Annotated in this window: 13 protein-coding genes, 1 tRNA gene and 1 pseudogene; 8 read left to right on the top strand and 7 right to left on the bottom strand. The window is 42.6% G+C overall.

The features are described from left to right. The first annotated feature begins 153 nt into the window (after nucleotides 1–153). Nucleotides 154–1,560 carry a DUF2868 domain-containing protein gene (locus M0221_RS06430; protein ID WP_483283294.1) on the top strand — a complete coding sequence of 469 codons (1,407 nt, stop codon included), beginning with the start codon at nucleotides 154–156 and terminating at the stop codon, nucleotides 1,558–1,560. 114 nt (nucleotides 1,561–1,674) lie between these two features. After that, complete coding sequence (locus tag M0221_RS06425; protein WP_483283293.1) at nucleotides 1,675–3,291, top strand: DUF3482 domain-containing protein; 1,617 nt, start codon at nucleotides 1,675–1,677, stop codon at nucleotides 3,289–3,291. Nucleotides 3,292–3,332: 41 nt separating this feature from the next. Here the strand turns inward: M0221_RS06425 and M0221_RS06420 are convergent, their stop codons facing one another. From M0221_RS06420 to M0221_RS06410, 3 genes are all read right to left on the bottom strand, one after another. Beyond that, entirely contained in the window at nucleotides 3,333–4,349 is a 1,017-nt protein-coding gene (locus M0221_RS06420; RefSeq protein ID WP_483283292.1) for an ArsA family ATPase, read from the bottom strand. A 33-nt stretch (nucleotides 4,350–4,382) separates the two neighbouring features. After that, complete coding sequence (locus M0221_RS06415) at nucleotides 4,383–4,676, bottom strand: cory-CC-star protein (RefSeq protein ID WP_011513629.1); 294 nt, start codon at nucleotides 4,674–4,676, stop codon at nucleotides 4,383–4,385. A 112-nt stretch (nucleotides 4,677–4,788) separates the two neighbouring features. Further along, complete coding sequence (locus tag M0221_RS06410; RefSeq protein ID WP_483283291.1) at nucleotides 4,789–6,468, bottom strand: carbon starvation CstA family protein; 1,680 nt, start codon at nucleotides 6,466–6,468, stop codon at nucleotides 4,789–4,791. A 308-nt stretch (nucleotides 6,469–6,776) separates the two neighbouring features. On the opposite strand from M0221_RS06410, the gene M0221_RS06405 reads away from it, so the two are divergent. Together M0221_RS06405 and M0221_RS06400 are read left to right on the top strand one after the other, a co-directional pair. Beyond that, entirely contained in the window at nucleotides 6,777–7,445 is a 669-nt protein-coding gene (locus M0221_RS06405; protein ID WP_133104339.1) for a hypothetical protein, read from the top strand. A 102-nt stretch (nucleotides 7,446–7,547) separates the two neighbouring features. Beyond that, a complete protein-coding gene (locus M0221_RS06400) occupies nucleotides 7,548–8,111 on the top strand; it encodes a hypoxanthine-guanine phosphoribosyltransferase (protein WP_011513626.1) in 564 nt (187 codons plus the stop codon). 139 nt (nucleotides 8,112–8,250) lie between these two features. On the opposite strand, the gene recD is transcribed toward M0221_RS06400, so the two are convergent. The 3 genes from recD to M0221_RS06385 form a co-directional block, all read right to left on the bottom strand. Then, entirely contained in the window at nucleotides 8,251–10,446 is a 2,196-nt protein-coding gene (gene recD, locus M0221_RS06395) for an exodeoxyribonuclease V subunit alpha (protein ID WP_483283290.1), read from the bottom strand. 76 nt (nucleotides 10,447–10,522) lie between these two features. Continuing rightward, complete coding sequence (locus M0221_RS06390; RefSeq protein WP_483283289.1) at nucleotides 10,523–14,995, bottom strand: UvrD-helicase domain-containing protein; 4,473 nt, start codon at nucleotides 14,993–14,995, stop codon at nucleotides 10,523–10,525. 76 nt (nucleotides 14,996–15,071) lie between these two features. Next, nucleotides 15,072–19,559 carry an exodeoxyribonuclease V subunit gamma gene (locus M0221_RS06385; RefSeq protein WP_483283288.1) on the bottom strand — a complete coding sequence of 1,496 codons (4,488 nt, stop codon included), beginning with the start codon at nucleotides 19,557–19,559 and terminating at the stop codon, nucleotides 15,072–15,074. A 377-nt stretch (nucleotides 19,560–19,936) separates the two neighbouring features. Here M0221_RS06385 and M0221_RS06380 point away from each other — a divergent pair, with 377 nt between their 5' ends. The 3 genes from M0221_RS06380 to M0221_RS06370 all read left to right on the top strand — a co-directional run bounded on the left by M0221_RS06380 (nucleotide 19,937) and on the right by M0221_RS06370 (nucleotide 21,462). After that, entirely contained in the window at nucleotides 19,937–20,467 is a 531-nt protein-coding gene (locus M0221_RS06380; RefSeq protein WP_133104335.1) for a hypothetical protein, read from the top strand. A 37-nt stretch (nucleotides 20,468–20,504) separates the two neighbouring features. After that, nucleotides 20,505–21,314: a hypothetical protein gene (locus tag M0221_RS06375; RefSeq protein WP_483283287.1), complete on the top strand. Its 810-nt coding sequence runs from the start codon at nucleotides 20,505–20,507 to the stop codon at nucleotides 21,312–21,314. A 72-nt stretch (nucleotides 21,315–21,386) separates the two neighbouring features. Beyond that, nucleotides 21,387–21,462 (top strand) — tRNA-Arg (locus M0221_RS06370). A gap of 295 nt (nucleotides 21,463–21,757) precedes the next feature. On the opposite strand, the pseudogene M0221_RS06365 reads toward M0221_RS06370, so the two are convergent. Then, a pseudogene (locus M0221_RS06365) lies at nucleotides 21,758–21,921 on the bottom strand (ferredoxin family protein); the annotation flags it as partial. Between the two features lie 155 nt (nucleotides 21,922–22,076). Here M0221_RS06365 and M0221_RS06360 point away from each other — a divergent pair. Beyond that, the gene (locus M0221_RS06360) at nucleotides 22,077–23,693 is read left to right on the top strand and encodes an NAD(P)/FAD-dependent oxidoreductase (RefSeq protein WP_483283286.1); all 1,617 of its coding nucleotides are present in this window, start codon (nucleotides 22,077–22,079) and stop codon (nucleotides 23,691–23,693) included. The last annotated feature ends 204 nt before the right edge of the window (nucleotides 23,694–23,897 follow it).

Genomic DNA, 23,897 nt, shown 5'->3' with positions numbered 1-23,897 from the left:
GGTTTTTTGTTAGCAACATAAATATCGTTAAAATTGACATCTATAACCTTCAGAAATAAAGTAACAATTGCATCAACAAATACGCTTTTATGATTATAATTTTCAACACATTTTTATATTTCATTTCACCATTGATTATACGGACATCAGACCATGCTATCGCCCCAAGACCAATTGACTGAGCTGGTACGCACGCTTGAGACGCAGCAGCATGTCTTTGCCACTGACCCGCTACTCATTACTGAAAAGCTGCAAAATGAAGAAGGCTCGCCCCTGCAAAAACTGCATCGACGAGCGTCACGAATAGACAGCAATGCCGCGCTGGCAGGCGTGCTTGGTAAGATTGATGGTCGCATCAAAGGCATCATGGTTGTTATGAGCGTGATTTGGTGTCTCTCAGGATTTTTGGGATTATTTACCTTATTGCAGACCAATGTAGTGAACTTCTTTTACGTCTTGGTATATTTATTGGGTTTTCATAGTCTTATGCTTCTGGGCTGGCTAGCCATGACGCTTATCAATCAAGGCAAGCAGTCTTCAAGTTGGTTTGCCAGCTTTGTCAGTCCCAGCTATCTCATCCGTGGTAAAGACGATGTGACCCAAGCGGCAGTCACTCTGTACGAACGTCAATTACAGCATAGCGGTATGCGTTGGTATTTGGGCAGATTTAGTCATCAGTTATGGCTTGCCACACTGACTGGTATGCTGCTTGCGATTATTTTTCTGTTGATTGTGCGTCAATACAGCTTTAGCTGGGAGTCAACGCTGCTGTCAGATCAGGCGCTAATTACCTTGACGCAAGTACTTGGATGGTTACCAAGTATGGTTGGATTCGATGTTCCGGACAGTACGGCTATCGTACAGAGCCGATTAGTGACTGATGCTATGCCTTTGTCTGTCGCCCGGCAATGGGCAGGCTTGTTGGTTGGTAGTTTACTGATGTATGGGATTGTCCCACGCACAATTGCATGGGCATTTTGTGCCTTGATGTTCCGTCGTAAAAAGATGCGTTTGGATATCAAGCTGCCTTATTATCAAAAGATTTTGAATTTTTGGCAGCGTCATGTGGTGGATGCTGATGACTTTAAAGAAGCCCCCGCGCCTATCGCCCCAAAAGCCCAAGTCAGTGCTGGCAAAAAACTGGTTGCGCTATTAGAGTACCCAGCGGAGCAAAACCAATGGTGGCAGTCGGGTTTCGATACAGGCATTACTGATACGACTGATATTGAGAATTTTGGTATTCTTGATGACCGTGAAGATATGGCACGGCTAAAGGCTTACCTAGATGCAAATCCGGTACAGGTATTGCTTGGTATTCATTTTAAAGCGCTGCCTGACCGTGGTACCTTGCGTAAACTTGATCAGATCGCCAATCACGCCAAACATGGACTGATTGTACAACTGTTAGAGGACAATAGCCTGAGTCTGACAGAGCACCATAATACGGGCAATGATGTTTTAAATGCTGGTACAGACTCGAATTTAGAAAAACAACATGTTCGTTATCAGCAATGGCAAACTGCCCTATCTGCTCGAAAAATCGGTTTGATTAATAACTGAAAATCTTTTTTTAGACGATGGATTATTGAACTCATACCGAAAGATAGATCAATTTGTTCTACAATAAATGGCTATGATGTTTTTGGATACTACCAATCAATATAAGATTCTATTATGAATAATGACAATAATAATCAGGGAAATAATACGCAGAACAGTCTGCAAAAAACTGATAAGCCTACAGGGCTTTTTGCTGATAAAGCGTATGAGGTAAATCCTCAAGCATCATCGTCTGGATTAGCCACACAGTCATCAAGTGAACCAGAGACTAGCTACAGGACAGCTAAAAAAACCATCGCTAGTGGTGAGGCATTAAAGCTTGCGGTCGTTGGTCATACCAATACGGGTAAGACCTCTATATTGCGTACTCTATTACGTGACGTTTATTTCGGTGAAGTAAAAAATGAAGCCGCGACCACGCGCCATGTAGAGCGTGCCCAACTGACGGATAGTCAAACGGGTGAAGTGTTGGTGGCTCTATATGACACGCCAGGTTTGGAGGACGCATCAGGGCTGATGGATTGGCTTGAGGATAATACCGCCAGTCGCCGTGATGGTATTGAGCGCCTGCAACAGTTTTTGGCAGCTGATATTGCTCAAAGTAGTGATGCGCTAAGTAGCAATGAGGACTATAGCCAAGAAGCCAAAGTGATTCGTCAGCTGTTAGCAAGTGATATGGCCATCTATGTCGTCGATGCACGTGAGCCGGTACTCGGTAAATATAGAGATGAGCTGGCTATTTTATCTTGGGCCGCGATTCCTGTTATGCCGGTATTTAATTTCACTGATGCTCAGGATGCCAATATTGATGACTGGCAGACTATGCTGGCAAGACGTAACTTACATATCTCGACGCGCTTTGATTCAGTGGCATTTGAATTTAACGATGAGATGCGTTTATGGAAGAATTTAGCCACCATGCTTACCCACTCTGAGATGCTTGAGCAATTAATGGCGCGCCGCACTGAAAACTGGGCACAGTTATATGATGAAGCCAATATTATCATTGCAGATTTCTTGTTAAACGTCGCAGCATTTGTCCGTGAAATTGGCGAAGATGATGATCCCATGCCAGTATTACAGCAAATGCAAGAAGCGGTTAGACAGAGCGAACGCGCAATGCAGCATAATTTGCTGAGTTTATATAAATTTTATGACAATGATGTAGCGGCAACGCCACTTGAGCTACAGGCCTATCAGCAAGACCCGTTCGACCCTGAGCTGCTAAAAAGTTATGGTATTCGCACCACATCAGGCGCTGCGGCTGGCGCGTTACTAGGATTGGGTATTGATGCGGCGGCTCTTGGTACAACCTTGGGATTGGGTGCTGCCATCGGTGGCATCGCAGGTGGATTGCTATCCAATACTGGCAGTATCGCCGATAAAATATCAGGGGTTAAGCGGTTATATATCGACCCTGCAACATTGACCCTCCTAGCCACTCGAGCGATAGATTTGCTCACTGCGCTACGTCACCGTGGGCATGCAGCAACAGATGCTACGCAGCTGATATATAAGGGTGAGGCGTCAATTGGTGATACTGACGCTGGGAATAATAATGCTATAACGCCATGGGCAACGCACAAACTGCCCAGTGAGCTGAAAAAAGCTCGTGGCAAACCGCAGTGGTCATCACTCAGTAGTGGCAAGTCTGAGCAGGCGCAGTTATTACGCGCAGATATGGCATGGTCGCTGGCAAGTAAGCTGTCGTCGTATCAGGGTCAGCCATAATGCATAAACATGTTAAAGATAATATCTCTTACTGACGGGCTTTATGATGCTGGGCTTACTAATGCACTTAAGGCATCAGTACCGCGTACGTCGGTTTGTTGCAGATATATTGGGTATAGCGGATACTTGGGAAAACTTTGCTCAATATCTTGCATTAATTGTTGCTGGCGTTCAGCACGACGCTGCCAAAACGTATCGGACTGGGTCGGAGATATCAACTGATTGATAACGATTGCGGCTGGCATAAGCTTACTGTCTTCTAACTGCTCTATCGCTCGCTTGGTTTCAGCCAATGGCAATACATCAGCCGTCATCACTAATACAATGGCAGTTTGTGTACGGTCATGAAGCAGCAACCCTGCCTGACGAAACAGCTGTTTGCGTTTTTCTAGTACGGATACTGCTTGCTCCCAGCGGTCGGTTTTTTTTGCGGCAAACGGATTGGCTAAGTCGTTTTTATTATTGTCTTGTTCATGACTGCCCAAATGATTTGCCACTGAGCGCAATTTTGCTTGCCTTCGCTGCTGCGCTAGCAATCCATCCGTCCATGCCCCCATCATCTCAGGCAGCACCAATAAACGCAGTGTATGTCCCGTCGGTGCGGTATCAAAAATGACGTGCTCATAGCCAGCATCTGCTGCTTCGACTAGATGGTGACACATAGATTCGAGCATCGCGGCTTCTTGTGCACCAGGTGCTGATTTTGATAGCCGTAGATGCTCGCGAATTTTTGGCATCATGTCTGGGTTTGCATAGGAAGTAATGGTGCGTTCAACTTGGGCAAAATGCTCATCGACGATGATATCAGGGTTTAGTTCAATAGCATCTAGATAAGAAGTTACTGCTGTTTTTTGGTTTTTGAGCGGGACGTTTAACACATCGCCCAAGCTATGTGCCGGATCAGTTGAGACAATCAGCGTCTTTTTACCTTGATTGGCATAATAGCTGGCAAGTGCAGCGGCAGTGGTGGTTTTACCCACTCCGCCTTTGCCACCGATAAATATAATCGGCTGTGTCATTAATTGCTCTACCAATGCAGGCAATGGATGTAATGCCATACTTTTATCTCGTTTTAATTAATTCAAAGGAAACTAACAACAACCAACATGATCAAAGGGACATCTATCCATGCCCATGCGTGTATGCCATTCATGGAAATTTTCTAAAAACAATGGCTGCAACTCTAATGTATAAAAGCTTGCCGGATTATCGATGCCTAAGCTTTCCGCAAACATGAGTAGCATAAAAAAATCTTCCTCATCACGCGCGGCGCGTGCCATCGTCTGGCGATACGGCGCATGATAAAACTCGTTTAACCCAGCCGCAAACCGTTGCCACCATGGCTCAATATTTTTTATAGGTTTTGTGATATCTGCCTTTTCCATAATGACCCTTATTTTGCGTATACTTATTATCTATCATGCCTATATGAGACAAAAAACGCCAGCAATTGCTGCTAGCGTTTTATCTGACATTTCATTAATTATTCAACATGGCTTAGAGGTTGCTTTTGCCTCTGTGTATCGACCATTCTTTACGGAGTACTGATAAACTCTCAAACGTCACTAAAATTGTGGCTATCAAGATAATGATATCCATAATAATAAGCAGCCAATTACCGTCATTGAAAAAGGTTTTTAGCTGAATCAATAATGCAAAAACCGTCATGACCAGTAAGAACGACAATGGTCCTAAGGTATACCACACTGGTCTACCTTTACGTAACAAGATAACGGTGACAATCATTAAGGTTAGTGCAGCCATGAGCTGATTTGTGGTGCCAAATAACGGCCAAATAATCATACCGCCAGCACCATCGATGCCACCAGCACCAAAGGCTAATAATAGACAGCTACCAACGGCAAGCAATGTTGCCACCACACTTTTATTTAGAACAGGTAGTTTATAAATCTCACCAAATTCTTGGAAGATATAACGTTGCAAGCGTACTCCAGTATCCATCGTGGTACCAGCGAACAAGGCTGCCATTACCGTTAGCATCGTCTGCGATAAAACCATATCAATGCCGACGCCAGCATTCAAGATAGTCGCACCGCCATCAATAAAGGCACCAATAGAGCCGTCGCCAAATTTTTGATAAACGGCTTGCCAGTCGCCAAGGGTTGCAAAGCCTGCTGTTGCCGCGAGTATCGCACCAAGTGCTAGCATGCCCTCACCCATGGCGCCGAAGTAACCGACGAATCGTACATCTTCTTCTTTATCAATTTGCTTAGACGTCGTACCCGTCGCTACCAAACCATGAAAGCCTGAGATTGCACCACAAGCAATGGTCACAAATAATAAAGGCAACATAGATGGTGTACCGATTGGCAATGCTGTGTTGATCGCTGGCGCGACAATATTAGGAGTCGCAATAAAGATGGCGGCATATAATAAAATCAGACCGACAAATAACTGCAAGCCATTGATGTAATCGCGCGGCTGCAACAGCATCCAGACTGGTAACAAAGAAGCGATTGCCGCATAGACAAACAAAATAATAATCCAAACAGCATTGTCAGGTAAGCCTAAGAATGTCTCAGGTAACACAATAGGGAACATAGGACCAAGATAGATAAGTCCATATAAAGCCGTAACCCCAATGATTGATACCCAAACCAGATTCATCTTATAGCGATAAATACACTGACCGATGATAAAGGCGACTATCAAAGCGCCCCAAACAGGCAGCACAGCGGATGGGGTTTTTATCATCATATTAGCAATAGCGACGCCGAATACCGCATTTACCATGAGTAATAATAAAAAGATGACAATCATCATCAAGCTGCGTACACGTGTACCCATGACCGTACCGGCAATCGAGCCAATCGATTGACCTCGATTGCGCATACTAGCCCAAATGGCAGACATGTCGTGGACACCCGCCATAAAAATAGTACCTAATACCACCCAAATGATAGCAGGTACCCAGCCCCAAATAACCGCAATGGCAGGACCAATAATCGGTGCTGCCCCTGCGACTGAAGTAAAATGGTGTCCCCACAACACATATTTATTAGTCGGAATATAATCTACCCCATCCTTCATGGTATGTGCTGGCGTGGGGATACTATTATCCAATGCTAAAATCTTAATGGCGATAAATTTTGAATAAAACAGATAACCGCCGAGCATAGCGGCAACAGCAAACAATAGCACGATTGCACTATTCATCTTATCTCTCCTTAGACAAGTAATGGGTAGCCTTATAAGTTCAAGCTTTTTAATTTAGAATATAAAAAATATGTTAAATTAGTCTTCGGCAGGTGACTCAGAGCACCTGACCATACGCAATTAAGCAGTTGATAGAAATTTTGTCATATCATCATCCATTAATACGGCTGAACTTTATAGTTAGCAGACGTCATCAGTCAGTATATGATATGGTGAATATTTGGTTGGCAACCCATTTAAATACTAACCGATTTAACGAAGAATGTAACGCTAGTTAAACCTCGAAAACAACAAATAAAGGAAGCACAATGGCGCATTATTTTGGATTTGTACCTTCAGATAAATTAAAAGCATTAATCGTTGAAGCTGAGCAAATCGTTGCATCGAATGAGGAAGTACCATACTACCCATATCGCGATGCTTTAACGCATCAGACTGCGCGTGATCTTATTGATAATTTATTGGTTGGTCTGGTTGACATTATCCCAAATCCTGAACGTCAAGCGTCCATGCGTAAAGTGGTTGTCACTGTTGAACGTGCGACCGATACCTTGCTTAATATTTTACTGGGTAAAGAAAATAACGAGGAAGTATTGCCAAGCTTCCATTTTCTAAGAGATCGAGCAACCTTTATCGATAATGACGGTCTAAAACGTGTGGGTTTTAAGCTCACAGAACAACATACTGCCATCATTCAAAAAGGTTTTGCAGCCATTACTCCTGAACATGTGGATACCAAGACATTTAAAACCGCACTTGAAACCATGAACGAAGAAACTTTAACTCACTTTATTAGCCGTTTTGCTGAAACCTTAAAATTGGGTATGATTAAACGCAAATCTGTACCTGTTGCCAAAGCAGCTATCGATAAAGGCATGAATATGGCACTTAATAAGTTGTTACCTGATTTGCCAGACAGCTCATTGAATCGCTTGGCGAACTATTACCGCCCTTTTATCGTAGAAAAGCCAGAATAAGTGCCAATATTTGATTAATTTTGCCTCAAAAGCCAGTTGGCATTGGGCATATTCACTAAAATTTGCTAAAATAAGCGGCACTTTTTACCAAAGGCACGTCCGATGACCCAAATCAGCAATCAAGAAATTGAAAAAACATTACGTAACTCAGAATGCCTAATCAGCAGTATAGAAGTTGCTGCCGCTTATGAGCGTTTAGCTGCACAGCTTAATCTGCACTATGCTGGTCTAAATCCGATTGTTATGGTCGTTATGAATGGCGGGCTTATCCCAGCCGGTCAATTACTGACTCACCTTACTTTTTATCATCGTATGCATTATATCCATGCATCGCGCTATCGTGATAACGAAGGAACCAATGAGCTTGATTGGAAATTTAAGCCTGATGTTAACATTGAAGGCGAGCATGTCTTATTGATCGATGATATTTTTGATGAAGGCATCACCTTAAAAGCAGTGGTTGAAGAATTGAGCAAGGAAAAACCTTTATCGATTGAATCATGTGTTCTCCTTAATAAAGAGCATGATCGTAAAGTTAAAGGTTTCGATGTTGATTTCGTTGGTATTAATGTTGCAGATCGCTATGTTTATGGCTGTGGTATGGATTTCCATGGTTACTTACGTCATCTGCCTGGTATCTACGCTATTAAAGAAGACAAGATTTAATCAGTTTTTGGTTGACTTGATAGCATAGTAAAAAAGCGCCCAATGGGTGCTTTTTTATTGCTTATTGCTTATTGCTTATTGCTTATTGATAAGTATATGTATTTGAGTGTTTTTTGATAATATATGCGATAAATACTAACTAAAACTGCAGTGCCAAACCCGTATGGCGCTCAGTCGGTGTCTGAACGGCTTTTTCGAAAGCATGTTTTGTACTATATATGGTCACCTGTTTTTTAGCACGGGTTACCGCCGTATAAATAAGCTCTTTGCTCAAAAGCCTTGCATGACTATTATCAAAAGTAATGGCCACATGATCAAACTCAGACCCCTGCGATTTATGAATGGTCATTGCATATGCTGTGGCTATAACGTCTTCATTTAGCAGATTGACAGCAATTCCCTGTGCTTTATTCTCAAAGAACACCTCAAGTCGGCTTTTCTCATCTCCTGTATGCAAGCAAAAGCCGATATCGCCATTAAACAATCCAAGTTCATAGTTGTTTTGTAAAACCATAACGGGACGACCATGAAACCATGTATTTTGACCTAGAGGTAGCTTTAGCTCAGTAAGATGCCATTGAGTGATATGGTTATTAATGTAGTGATCACCCCACTCGCCATTATGACCAGCACTTAGGACTCTAAACTGATTAAACGTTTGCATTAATGAAGTAATTGTACTTTTTACTGATTCTGGCATGGATTTTTCTACTGGATTCTTTAGTAGTGATTCAACTTTATTTAGGTATTGATAATAATTTAGAGTGAGGTTTGAAAGAATTTTATAATTGCTTAGGCTATTTTGTATTTTATTATCTATAACTGTCTCTGTTTGCAACGTATTTACATATTGAAAACTCAGTGCCTTGTCCTGTCTTAACAACTGCCAAATAGCTTGAGTATCTGCCTCTGTCTTATTAATTTGATTAGCAAGCTTCCCAATCCCTGAGTCTGCGCTAAATCGGCGACTTTCGGTTAGTTCTGCATGAAGGGCTTGTAGTCGTGGAATACGACAGAGATCAGCCAGTACAGCCCCAGCATCTACTGCGGCTAGCTGGTTCGCATCTCCTAACAATATAAGCCTTGCGCCCGGTTTTACCGCACTCACAAGGTAATTAGCCAGTTCCACCCCCAACATAGATGCTTCATCGACAATGATAATATCTTCGCCGAGTGGATTATTTGCATTATAACGAGGTCTACCTGTTCGACCAATGCCTAATAAGCGATGAATGGTCTTTGCTTCTTGCAGTTGTAGCTCTACATTCGATCCATCTAGAGCCGCTTGCAAAGACTCTTGCATTCGCTGGGCAGCTTTACCAGTCGGTGCTGCTAATGCTAGGCTGGCACTGTCCGTACTAAATCTGATGTTTTTATCCTCATCCCCCCCACTCTCTACGGCTTGTTGCAGAGCAATCACTAGCTGTGCAACGGTATAAGTCTTGCCTGTACCTGGACCACCAGTAATAATGCTAAAGGCATTGTTATTAGCGACATTAATAGCCATTATCTGCTGCTCATGTAGGTTTTCCGGTATTGCTATCTCTAAAGGGGTTATCTGTTGGTTCAAAATAGTATTAATGTGCTGTGCTAAGTTGAATTCTGCTTGCCAAGCTCGATGTAACCAGAAAGTGATCTTAATATTTTGTGTATCAGCTTCTGGTTTATTAATATGCTGATACACAATAGGTTGATTACTTTTGCTTAGGCTATTGTTATTATTCACGTTAGAATTAGCGTCAGCGAACAAAGTATGCTCATGAATGGGCTGAATGAAGGAATTTAGATTCGTGTTTTTCACTAGCTGATAAAGTGCAGCAACCGCATCAAAGCGTTTGCTGAGTATCTCTTTTTCACGATTGGTGAGTGCCAGCTGCGCCCATAGCTGAGCTCGCTTACCAAACATGATGTCTAGCAGGATAAATAATGATAACTCAGCTGTAGAATCATCCTCTTGCTGAGTAACTGTTTGAATGTCAATCAGTGCTAGAATTGGCGTTGCTAGCATCTCTAATAGTTGCTGCTGCCAGGCATATAGGGTGATTAGCTCGCCATTGATTTGACCGCTAAGCGGCACTTCATGCTCAGTTTCCTCAATGGTGAGTACAGTATGCCCCTCTTCTAAATGAGTGGCCAACATAACGAATAAAGCAGTAAATAAGCCATTTTGTTCCGTCTTATCGATTTGCTTACTATCAGCATTAGCCTTTGCCTCAGTGACGTTATACGCTAAGTGCGTTTGCTGACGGCGCAGCAATATATAATTACTGATGTTACTAGCCCAGCTTTCTTGTAAGCTAACGGCCGCTCTGCTCTTATTGTTATTATTACTCATAGTATGCTTGTCTCTATTTTTATCCAGTTAGTCGCTATCATGGTTTTTTTCTATGTAATTAGCTATTTACGGCCCACTAATCTGGCAGGCCAAATAATGCATCTAGAGCCTTAATGAACTCAATTGGAATATCCCACGTGACTAATCCATAGCGGTCATTGGGCATTGAGTGGCTATTATCAGCCTCTTTAACATCTTGCAATAGATCATCAGCTATTTGAGAATTTGAATCATACACTCCCCGTAGAAAGACATATTCAACAGCGCCAAGATACTTATCTTCATTACCTGCATAATCACTGATTCTCATCGCAAGGAACCGATGTAAAGCCACTTGATAAATCGCTGCTTGTAGCCAATACCCCGCCTTAGACATTGCTTGCTTTAGCGTATTTTTATTATAATCGCTTAGGCTATTTCCTAAAAAGTTGCTCTTATAATCGACCACATAATACTTGCCAGCATGCTCATACACTAAGTCAATCTCACCACGCAGATAACGATATAGATGTGCTTTGTTTTGCGGAACTAGAGTGACATGCTTATCTATTTCATCAGGTAAATACTGTTGAAAAAGCCTACTGATATCCTGGGCTTTGAAGTTCTCTGACAACCCCATATTGAACTCTAACTCAGCAAATCGCTTACCTTTATTAAGAGATATCAAGGGTTGATTAGAAGCCAACAGTGGCGCATGCAGTACCTCTTCAATCCAATTAATTAACGCCTCGTGCTTCGTTGTATCTATTGACTCAAGATTAAACCCATCGCTATCTCTTTGTTTTTTGCCTTGGGATCTGCGGCTCTGCTGTTCAGGACTGCTATATATCAGCGGTAACTGATAGCTACTAACGGCTCTATCAATAACCTGAGGCCACTGGGCTTTATTAATGAAATCAATTTGTTCAAATATCTCATGCAAAAACGTACCGGCATTGGCACCTTTTACAAAGGTAAAGCGGATATCATCTTCTAACTTGAGGCTTAGTTCATCGTCTTGTTCGAGAGACTCTTTGCTATTCAGTGAAGAAAGGTCTGAAACAGAAGACTCTGTCATATCAATGTCTATCGCATCATCAATACGCTCATCCACTATCGCCATTGCTTGTGTAGACTCATCTAGCTGACGCGCCAGAGCGGTAAAGCTGGTCTTTGCCCAACCATAAAAATAATTGGTTTTCATCACCTCAGCAAAGGGCGCGTACTCAATAGCTTCTGTCGTAGGCTTATGAGCATTTGATTTGGTAGTAGCCAGTTGAGCACTGTCATTTATACCTGTTGAATTAGCAGCTTTGTTTGCGTAATTATTGTCATAGAACTCATTAACCTTATGACCTCTGAGCATGCCTATGGTACCTTTGAGTCTATCAGGTAGCTCAAACTTGGCATCCTCGGAGTCAAACCAATGGCACACTGGTCTTAAGTCACAATCGGTATTTCTATAGGCCTCTTTTAACACTATATAAAGCTGCTCGCTGGCACGCGTAAATGCCACATAGCCAAGCCGTCGCAGCTCATCAAAGCCTTCTTTCGTCTCGATTTCGGTATAACAATCTTCTGTGGTGGCAGAGCCTCTTACGGGTGAGAAGCGGCGCTGGTTACCTGTTGATTGATTCTCTGCTGATTGCTGCATTAAAACCGAAGGAGCTTGCTGGGCGTTGTATAGATACAGCCCAAACTTTTCATTATTGCCCGCCTTCCGACTAGCATCGCCCATGCCCAATACATAGACAATGGGAAACTCAAGCCCTTTGGACTTGTGGATGGTCATAAGCTGCACGCCAGACTCTGTCGGTAGCGGGTATTGCTTAGCCCAGTCGCTATTGGGAGCAGCATCTATATTTTGTCTAAACCAAGCCAATAGTTCGTGCTCACCCATGCCGATACCATACTGCGCCAAGACATCCATCATATGACGCAAATCCATAATGTGACGATCACCTTCTGGATGAGTTGCCAGAGCTTGCCAAACGCCTTGCGGCTGCACGGGGTTTTTATCTAATAAGTAATGTAATGCTGACAAAACACCAAAGTGCTGCCAGTTTTGAGCCGCTTGTTTTAGGTAAGTAATAAAATCTTGATAGCTTTTTTTATTGTTAACTGCTTTCGTACTAGCGCTACTTAAGTGACTACCCTCTGTTACTCCTGACTCATGGTCAGTCATCATGGCTTTGACTTCTTTGATACTCAGGCCATACAGATGGCTAGTCAGCACCCGATTGATCATGTCATGACGATATGGATATAGCATGGCACTCAGCAATGCTGCCACATCTTCCGCCATGATGGTTTCAAAGATACTGACATCACTAGTAGTCAAGGTCGGTACATTAAGCTTAACCAGCTCATCCTCAACCCGTTTTAAGTCTTTTTTGGTACGTGCCAGCACACCGATATCACTAGGCTGAATCGGTTTGCTTTTTAAGGTCTGATCACTACTGAGCAAGGTCGCAATATGACGCGCGGTGATTTCAAACTCATCATACTCAAGCTCTTTATCTTTATCATAAGGTAGATGCAACAAGCTCACTGGTTGAGCAGAAAGCACTTCTGTCACTAAAGTACTGTTTTGAGTAGTTGGCTCATTAAACCAAGACAGTTGGTTTTCTGGCTTTGCAGCTTTGATATGCTGATAATAAATACTGCTACCTAGCTGTGCTAATTTATTCTCATCAGTCGTTATCGTTGGCATGCCAAACCAACAATTGAGTGCATCAATCACACCAGCATTTGAGCGGCGGTTAATATCGAGCGTCCAGAGCGCACTCTGGTCAAACTGCGCTTTCATATAGTTGTAGTTGGCCACATCACCGCCACGAAACCCGTAAATGGCCTGCTTTGGATCACCCACTAATAACAGAAACTCATGACTGGTTTTATCACTAACGGACTGTTTAGGTTTTCTTTTCGGTAGATAGATACTTTCAATCATAATGGCTTGCTCACCATTGATATCTTGCGACTCATCAATCAGAGCAACCGGATAATGGTGACGAATATAACGTGCCAGCTTCTCTCCTTGTCGACCCGTTAACGCTTGATTTAAGCGCACCATCTGTAAACTAAAGGTCGTCTCACCGCGCTCTTCTAAAATGACCGGCAATCTGTCACGCACAGCGAGTACTATGTGGCGATTAAGGTTGGCCAATACCAACAAAATATGCTGATTTAGTCCATCAGCCATATCCAAGAGATCCATTAACTTACTGATGGTTTCTAGCTCGAAAAAAGCTTCATGCTGTTTTTCTTTATTTTTATTAAAGTTCTTAATTTTGCCATCTTCGTTGGGATATCTCGAATCCTGCAATGATGTTAAAATCTTATCCTCACACTCATTTAAATAGCTAGTAAATGCTAGCTGATATTCAGCTATCTTTTGATGCACCTCAATAATGGCATCAAACTGTTTGAATAAATTAGAAGCACCATTAAACCCTTGAGACTTTCTATAATCGGGATTTAAATACGGCTGAATATCTACTAAATCTAACTGAGCAAACTCATTAAGTAGTCGCTCATACAAGCCAAAGTCAAAACCTTGTTCCAGCTTTATCTCATCAATCGGCGCTGAAATAAAGTTAAGCGAACGAGTCACATATTTTTTATGATCACTAACCGCAGTCAGCTTGCCTTGCTGATCCATTAGCGCATATAGTTTAGGCTCCTCGTGATACAGTCTGCTTTGGAACTGCCTCAGCTCATCATGAATAATGCTGTCAGTAACCTGCTCAATACTGCTGTCTTCAATAATAGCCATACCTTGCTGATGACCGGTCTCGCTACTGTATTCAATCAACCACTTTTGCGCCAAACTGTCGAGTGTGCCTACAAACAGCTTATCCAACGTGGTTAGTACTAGCGCAGTGCGTCGAATGGCCTCCGCCATTGGATAGCTGTGGACGTGATCAAGTAAAAACCCAGTCAAATGCAGATTAATAGGATCGTCCATAACGGCGTCTAAGCGTGCATATTTAGCCTGATTAACCAGCCAGTTTTCACGATCTTTTTTTACTTGTTTACGTTTCTCAGCCGCCGCTTGCTTATCAGCAGCAATGTCTTGATTGAACTCATCCGTCCCTGTCCCAGCATTTGAATCAACGCTTGAACCTTTACCTGCTTGTTTATCCTTATTACTTTCAGGTGTTACCTGTAGCACCTCAGGATACAAAGCCTCCTTATTACTGGTGTCAGCACTTAAACTATTGACCCACTGCAATAATTGATAAAAATCTACCAAACGATCATGAATACGCTGACGCATCTCAGCGGCAGCGGCTCGAGTAAAGGTAGTGGCAATGATCTGCTCTGGCGCACGGCGCGCTTCAATGAGCAGTCGTAGCATAATGCCTGTGAGTGTCCAAGTCTTGCCTGTACCAGCTGAAGCTTCAATTAGGTGCTTGCCCGTTAGGTCAACATCGACTGCTGGTATGACATCGGCTTTACGTTCAGGTATAGCAGACAAACAAGGCAGCTCATCTGAGTATTCATCGAATAAATTCGGTTGTGTAGACAAGTCAATGGTATTAGCTGGGTCGGTAAAGTCTGTCATATGGGCGCATACTTTTAATTATTATTTATTAGAACAAAATAGCAAAAATTAATTAGGGGCTGCTTTAGATAATGAGCTAACCATCTAAGTTAGTTAACGCATTAAACATCGGCTCATACAGTGGCTGAGCTAATGTAGTCAACGCTGCTGACAAAGCCTTAAACGCATCTTGGTCACGCAGTACGTATTGCCAAATGGCATGCTGCGAACAAGTATCGTATACCGTGTCTAGGTGATCATCAGATCTTAACCAACCTTTGAAATCTGATCGCTTCGGCCAATAGATAACACCCTTTTCGACTTTTGCGCACTTATCAAGGTAATTCAGTGCATATTCTGGTAGTAACGTAATAGGTATTTGACCCGTTAACTTGCCAAAAACAGCCCATTTTATCAACTCAATGACTGCGTCTTCATACATAATCGGACTTAACTTAAATGCGATTACATCTTTATAGTTACCAACTTGCAAGTTGGACTTATTAAAGCGCCAAATACTCATGCCATCGTTTAAAGCCGCTTGCTCGGCAGTGGTGCGTCTGGCAACTTGCCAATACAAATGCGACAACCAAAATTTGAGTAAATGCCTAGGACTGGCAGAATTGGGCAGTATATTTAACCATTGCTTGGGTGATTGCTGAGCATAAGGCACGCCCGCCTGAATAATTGATATGGGTGCTAATATAGGTACTGAGCCTTTGATCTTAATGGATTTTGGCAACAGCTTAAGCAGTGTCTCTATACCCTCTATATTTGTCTGATTGCTTGACTCATTATCCATGCTACTCAGTATATTTTTTAGCTCCACCTGAACAGGATGCTCGGCAGTTGGCGTCAGTAGCTGTAATACTGTAGCGACATCTGCTCCACTCTCGTTGAGAATACTGCTCTCATCAAAGCCATTAGCCATTAATTGCTCTTTGAATTCCAAGCATTGCTGTTGCAGTTTCTTTTGTTGATTGGGTAATGTAGTTTGGCGAGCGACACCAGCTGGCATAATTTTTTGATACATCAGGATTGGCGTAGTGGTTTCAGCAGTTGTATCACCGCTATTGGCCTTAGTCTCATCGGCGACCAATTGCTTAATCAAATGGTCTTTGATTTGATAGGTAGTTAAACTGTTTAGAAATAGCGGCTCTTGCTGCGACAGTGCTTCTTCACCTTGTACCACATGCACCTTTTGAGACCGTAAGAACGCTTTGGCAGGATGGCGTACTTGGTAAGCCAACACTCCTTCAATATCAATCTCTCCGATGTTAAATACGCTATCAGATAACACTTGGATGAGCGCTTCCGTCATGCTACCGACATCGCTAACATCAACAGCTGTATCTAGCGCCAACAGTTCAACCAATGCAGACAAAGTTTGGTTATCTACTTGACCTAGCTGACCCAAGCCTTGACCAAGCACCTGAGCGATTGATTCATACTGTGACTTTGTGGGTAAGCCGACCAGTTGCATAGGCTCACTAGACACTCGCCCTTTCAATGTGTCAAACACCGCTTGCCAAAGCGGCGCAGGCGGAAACTGTTTTTTCTGAGCCAGTTTGGTTTTGCGCATGGCAGTATTTAATAAAGCATCTAGCTCATCAATCATATCGACAGGGCTGGAATCCTGAGCATTGGTAGTAATGTTGGCATTAGCATTGTCATCAATATCAGGAGGCACTTGCTCAAAAACATCAGCGCCTTCAATTTCTGTCTCAAACAGGCTCTCATGGAAAGGCAGTGCAGGATGCTCAGTTACTAGCCACTGCTTAATTAATTTAGGTAAGTAACGCTTGAGACTCTCGGTAGTGGGATCAATATTCTCAGGCAACATTTCAAGCGAGTTCACCTGCCATTGCACCTCGCCTTGCAAGAACTGTAATAGCTCACTCACTGGGTTGGCTGGTAGATGCTCATGGGTGTCCGTCAAGCTTTGACCGTTATAGAACATCCAACATGCACTGCGCGCACACAGTAGCGCATCTAAAAATGCGCCGTTGTCATCATCTTCACTGACTCTGTCACCACGGCGGGCATTGGTCGCTTTCATCAAATCATAGCGGTTGTCACGATCACGCCCAGGAAACTCAGAGAGATCCATATTGAGCATCACCACCAATTCAAATGGCACGTTTCTTAGTGCACCAAATCGACCAAAGGTAATCACCCCCGTCGGCTCCGCACTGACCTGCTGACTTTCAAGCTCGTTTTCGATACTGTCTAGCATAAAGCTTAGCTTGAGCGGCAACTGCTCCACACCTGCCAGCCTCTGCTCTACTTCTCTGTTGTCGATATCACCACTAGCGTACTGCCTATAGTGACGATTGGCTCGCAGACTTGACTTAAAGCCATTCATCGCGTTGTAAATGGCGCGCATGGTACGCGTTTGATCCACGTCGCCAAAGTAGCGATGGATAACTTGTGTCTCAATCTGATCGAGCCAATCTTCCGCTTTCATTTTTTGTGTATGATCATCACGTCGTGCGACCAAGCCGGTATAAATGCGGCAAAGCGCTTCAACGATCAGCGCATCATTTAAGCTGACTTGTGGTAGCGGCAAGGTCATTTCTGGTAATGCAGTGCTTGGCCATTCATTTTCATCTAAAGGATACAAGCAGTCGCTCAACTCAGCCTCTGGCATGACCAGACCTAGGGTCAATCTGTCTAACGCTTGCGCAAAGCTAAAGCGATAGTCGTAATCATTACTGTCCAATGTTTGCTTAAGATGCAGCTCGTCGAAACCGCGAATAAAGCCTGCCTCTACCAATAAGTCACAGCCACGGCTCATTTGCTCATGAGTCAGCCCAAAGCTTTCAAATAAAGGAGGCAACATCAACCAGTCTAAGACTTCAGCCGCTTCAAAACGAGCGCTATGGCTACCTAATAGTTTGTAAAAACCAATAATGGCTTCCCATAACTGACGAATATCTGCATCAACAACACCAGTCACTTTGGCAGGCAAGGTCAAACCATCCTGACCTTTACCATTGACGAAGATAGAGCCAATCAATGCATAATGACGTTCAACATCGGGTAGTAGCACAACAATGTCAGAGATATGGCGTTTCTTTTCGCCTAGTTTGATAGGTTCGTTCAACCAACGGCCAATCATGATACGCAACACCTCAAGCTGACGCTGTAAACTATGACACGAATGAATGCTTAGGCTATTATCTTGCGAAGAGATTGCCCAAAAACGGTCTATCTCAAAGCGCTTATTCTCTAACGCTTCATCTTCATACCAAGCCGTTGCTGGCTTAGCTTCATCAAAGCTCGGCTCTAGTTGCTTACTTACCGCTTGCGAGACTGTAGCGGCCGTTGCTTGCTGGGTCGATTGCTCATCAAGCATCAGCACATCGTTCTGTAAACGCCTTAACAAACTTGGACTATTCTGAGCGCTACTAGCATCATCGATATACTCAGCAGCAACCCCATGATTAGAACCAATGCTCAGCGTATCATCAAAATTATCTTGCCATTCAACCAGTGCATCGTCGTACTGCTCATTACCAGACAAGTTAGCAAGCATCGCAAACGCATCACGCGATTGCTTACCCAAACGTGATAGCAAACTGTGGCCGTAATCACGCAGAAACACGCTTTCAGGATTGATAATCTGCTGACGCTGTAACCATGATTTATCGACGATATCTGCCCAAAACAGCTTTGATGGATTGTAATGCAATAGCGTGATATTCATGTATTGCGACAGGCGCTGTAGGAAATCTAGCTCGGTCTGTGGTAGTTGCTGGATGGTAAAGATACGCAGCACTTTGGGTAACTGACTTTGCTCGCCAGCCTTATTTGACTTTAGTGCTTGCCAAAACACCTCTTCCAATACAACACGATGCTGATGCACATCCGCAAATAAATGCGACCATAAGAAGCGTTGAGCAACTTCTAACTCAACATAATGCTCCACTAACCACTCAGGCGTGCCACGCGCATACTTATCAAAGCGCAGTGACAAGGCATCTTTATCCGCTATCAACTCATTCACATTCAGCGGTTTATTATGCGACCATAATGCCAACCAATCCTCACGATGGGTCAAATAGCGATTAAACACCCTCGCCAGATCATTTGACAGCTGCCAAATACGCGCATCTTGCTGCGACTTATCTTGTCGTACATTGTCTTGCTCAACCCCTTCTTGTGGCTCATCAATCAAAGACGCCAGCAGCGGATTCACCGGATGTTTTTCATCTTTAATAATCGACTCTTGGTAGTAAGTCAGATACCCAAACAATCGCCATTGCATGACCGTTGGTGACAATACTGCCACTTCAGGAACATTCAAGGTTGCTGTATCAGGGTCCCGCTCTAACAGATATGCATTATGGCGGGTTAATACATCCTGCATAAGTGTCCACTGATATTGACCCCAAAACTTAGTACGCACTAAGGTACTAATACCAGCACGGCTGGCAATGGTTTTATCCAACCAATCACCCAATACCATTGAAGGCACAATGACAATAAAAGGCTCGAAAACAGGCTGACTTTTGGACTGATATTGCACAAGAAGCTGATCAACAAGATTTTCGGTACGATGGGATTGTATAATGGTAAACATAGAGGATAGTCTGATTGAAGTAGCAGGAGAATAAAGGGATTGATAAAGAATATATGATCGAGATAGCACGCAAACATTCATAGTAAAATTTTGAGTGTAATAACAACGCTGTAGGCGGCGATACTTGTCAATCCATGTTTAGCAGTCGTCAATGGATGACATTTCTGCTAGCATGACGCTGTTAAATCAAACTGCATTGGTAAACACTCATGTATATCCGCTTACAGACTCTCTTGTAAGGCGAATAGTAATCTGGCTATTAGTTTGCCATTGTTCGTCAACGTTTACTAGCATATAAACCACCGATGAAAACACACTGCGACAATAGATGTCGCTGCGTTTTACCTCAATTCTTAGTGATGAGACAATTTAATACTATGCCCTTGCGTCCCATTGATGCCATTTTCATTCATCCTAAACGACGTTTATATGTCGTATACTACCGCGGTGAGCTTTGGCAATTGCCACGTATGAAAATAGATGATCAATCTTGGCAAAACAGACAGCCATATAAGGATGACAGTCGTGGACTCTATCTGAGTATTCAGCAAGCCATAAGCGACCCTATTTTGGCACAAAAATTACGAACGCTAAACCTACCTATGGCAGTACGTGGAAGCACCTTATCACGCTTCGAGGCATGGTGGGAAACTCACGGCTTTGAATGGCTTAAAGACAAACTAAGTGTAGGACAATCACCATTGGCGGCGCATCAAGCCTCCACAAAAATGATTGACAATCAACCCTCTTCCCCTTCAAACTACCTCTCTGCTCTGGCAAGTAGCAATAATACCACTGCTCATAAAAACCCAGAACAAGAAGCCATAGCTATTACACAAGAGATAACTGATGTTTTTTCGGATATGCTGGCGGATTTAGCAGATGAAGTGCTGCATCAACCGCTCTAAACCACATTTAAACCAACAATAAGAAGATCGGTACTATATGAAAGACTACAAGCTGCTACTGGCTGGGCTCATTTTACTGCTGCTGATTATTTTTATCGCCATCTTTACTTGGTTATGGACCAGCAATCGTAAAAACATGGATCCATTGCCTATTATGTCAAATGATAGTGGATCAACTGCTTCAGCAGAAGAAGATGGAGAGACGGTTGCCAAGAGCACTTTGCACATACAAGCAGAAGAAAAACTACAAGCGCCTTTAGATGCTGTGATTTCAAGTTTTCAATCTCGTTATCCCAATGTAGAAATCATGACAAGTTATGTCGCCTCTGTTGCACTTTTGACGCTATCGGATAATAAAGTAGCCGATAATGAGCCGTCTTTATTTATTGTTGATACCGATATCATTATTGCTGATGGCACTTTATCGGCAGCGCGCTTAGCACCATTACAAGAAAAATTAAAAATAGCACAAGATAAACAAAACCAGAGCAAGGCAAAAAATGGCATGGTAGAAGATACTATCGATGCAGATAGTAATGCTGATGAAATCGCTGCTAAAGGTGAAGCTGATAATACAAACACTCGAAGTCTTGTATCGTTTAGTTATGCCTTAAAAGACAAGAAAAAAGTAGACGGTGTCATCTTAACTCAAAATCCTATTGCACTTAACTTTCGAAACTTTTTACTCTCAAGTACAGGGCAAGATATATTAAGTAGACACGATTATGAAAATATCGATGGCTATCAAAATGATATGGCAAACCTGTTTAAGTCAAATACGCAAGGCAAAAAAGCAACAGGTGAGTTGACAGTAGATGTCGCTGACGCTATCAGTATTGCTAAATAAATACAAAACCCTCTACTTACTCGGTATTAATTGATTTTATAAGTGCTTTTTTCTACAATAGCACTCTATTATGCGCCTATAGCTCAACAGGATAGAGCAGTTGCCTCCTAAGCGATCGATCCAAGTTCGAGTCTTGGTGGGCGCACCAACAAACATAACGATATAACAAGATAAACCTTTGTAAGCCACGCGCTGCAAGGGTTTTTTATTGTTTAATATACGGTAGTCACCGATTAATAACGGTATCTACCACTTGTACACGGTGAAAATAACGGTATCATAAACGGTATTAACCTATACCGAAAAACACTCAATATCCAAAAAAGTTACACTCTATGGTGATGGCAAAAATCTATATCTTATATAACGTCTGAATGGATATTTATTTTAGCAGATGGCTTTGCGATAGGTCTTTTCTAAAATCTTGGTTTCGATACTAGTGTAATAGCATTGGCTGGGCATTCAGGATCACACAAGCTGCAATCTATGCAACCATTAGGATCTATCGCTAAAAAGTTAAGACCTTCAAAAATGCATCCACGGGACATACTGCAACACAGTCCGTGTATTTGCATTTAATGCAGTTATCATCAACGTTGAACGCCATAAAAATTATCATTTATAATTCAAGATGGCGGATCATTTTCAAACTACAATACAAATCCGTAAATTTACCCTGCGTAAGTAAAATATTTATTCGCTTATTTGTATCAGTACCAGTAAAATGCGAGACTGTTTTCTACACGAGTTTATGAGTAACCAATGATACGTTTAACTGAAATTAAATTGCCATTAAATCATGCACCTGAAGATTTAACGACTGCTATAACGACAAAACTTAAAATTTCTGCTGAGCAAATGACTTCATTTGTGATGTTTAAACGTGGTTATGATGCTCGTAATAAAAGAAATATCCAATTAATTTATACACTAGACATCACACTGACCGACTCGGATTTAACACATGATTTATTGGTTCAATTTGAGTCAGACAACCATGTTAAAGCAACACCAGACACCAGTTATAAATATGTAGGTGAAGCGCCAAAAGATTTAACTGAGCGTCCTGTCGTTATTGGTTTTGGACCTTGTGGTTTGTTAGCCGGACTCACCCTTGCTCAAATGGGTTTCAAACCTATTATTATTGAACGCGGTAATGAAGTAAGACAACGCACCAAAGACACCTTTGGCTTTTGGCGTCAGCGTAAATTAAACACAGAATCAAACGTACAATTCGGTGAAGGCGGAGCGGGTACCTTTTCTGACGGTAAATTATATAGCCAAGTGAAAGATCCAAATCATTATGGTCGTAAAGTAATGACTGAATTTGTAAAAGCTGGCGCACCAGAGGAGATTTTATTTGTCAGTAAACCGCACATAGGTACTTATAAGTTGGTCACTATGGTAGAAAAAATGCGTGCCGAGATCATAGCGCTTGGTGGCGAAATTCGTTTTGCTACTCGCGTAGACGACATTCATATTAAAGACGAGCAAATCACTGGTGTTACCTTAAACAACGGCGAAACCTTAAAAACCAACCATGTTGTTCTTGCTGTTGGTCACAGTGCCCGCGATACCTTCCAAATGATCCATGATAAAGGCGTGTATGTTGAAGCAAAACCTTTCTCGATTGGCTTTAGGATTGAACATAAACAGTCAACCATCGACCAAGCACGCTTTGGTGACAATGCTGGAAACGAGATACTTGGTGCTGCGGATTACAAACTGGTTCATCATTGTAAAAATGGTCGTTCTGTTTATAGCTTCTGTATGTGTCCGGGCGGAACCGTTGTTGCTGCAGCATCAGAAGAAGGCCGTGTTGTCACTAACGGCATGAGCCAATATTCAAGGAACGAGCGTAACGCCAACAGTGCTATTGTTGTCGGCATCGACCCAGAGCGAGATTACCCAAACCACCCTCTTGCTGGTATCGATTTACAAAGACAACTAGAAACCTTAGCGTTTGAATTAGGCGGCAAAGACTACAACGCACCAGCGCAAACCATTGGCGATTTCTTAAAAGGCAAACCAAATTCAGAATTAGGGGATGTAAACCCCTCTTACACACCGGGCATTACCTTAACCGACTTAAGCAAAGCATTACCTGATTTTGCCGTGGAGGCCATACGTGAAGCCATTCCAGCGTTTAATAAAAAAATCCAAGGATTTTCATCTGACGACGGTCTACTAACTGGCGTAGAAACCAGAACATCGTCACCAATTAGCATTAAACGCAATAAAGAATTCCAAAGCATTAATACCAAAGGCTTATTCCCTGCAGGCGAAGGCGCTGGCTACGCAGGTGGCATATTATCAGCAGGGATTGATGGCATTAAAGTGGCCGAAGCTGTGGCGAAATCGATGTTGAAGATAGATTAAGAGCGGCTTTAGGCAATTATTAAAGCAGGTTAAGTTTCAGTCAAACATTATACTAATTCTGATAAACAATATTGCTGTTCGTTTATCAGAATTCTTAATGATCAATTTGTGTATGTGAAATAAGCAAAAACTATAGTTAACTACAACCTAAGCGATTTGCATGCTCCTACATATAATCGTCAGGATACTATTCGACATCGATTT

Source organism: Psychrobacter sp. ANT206, assembly GCF_056880555.1.
The sequence above is the reverse complement of the archived record's forward strand: the minus strand, read 5'-3'. Positions and strand labels throughout refer to the sequence as shown.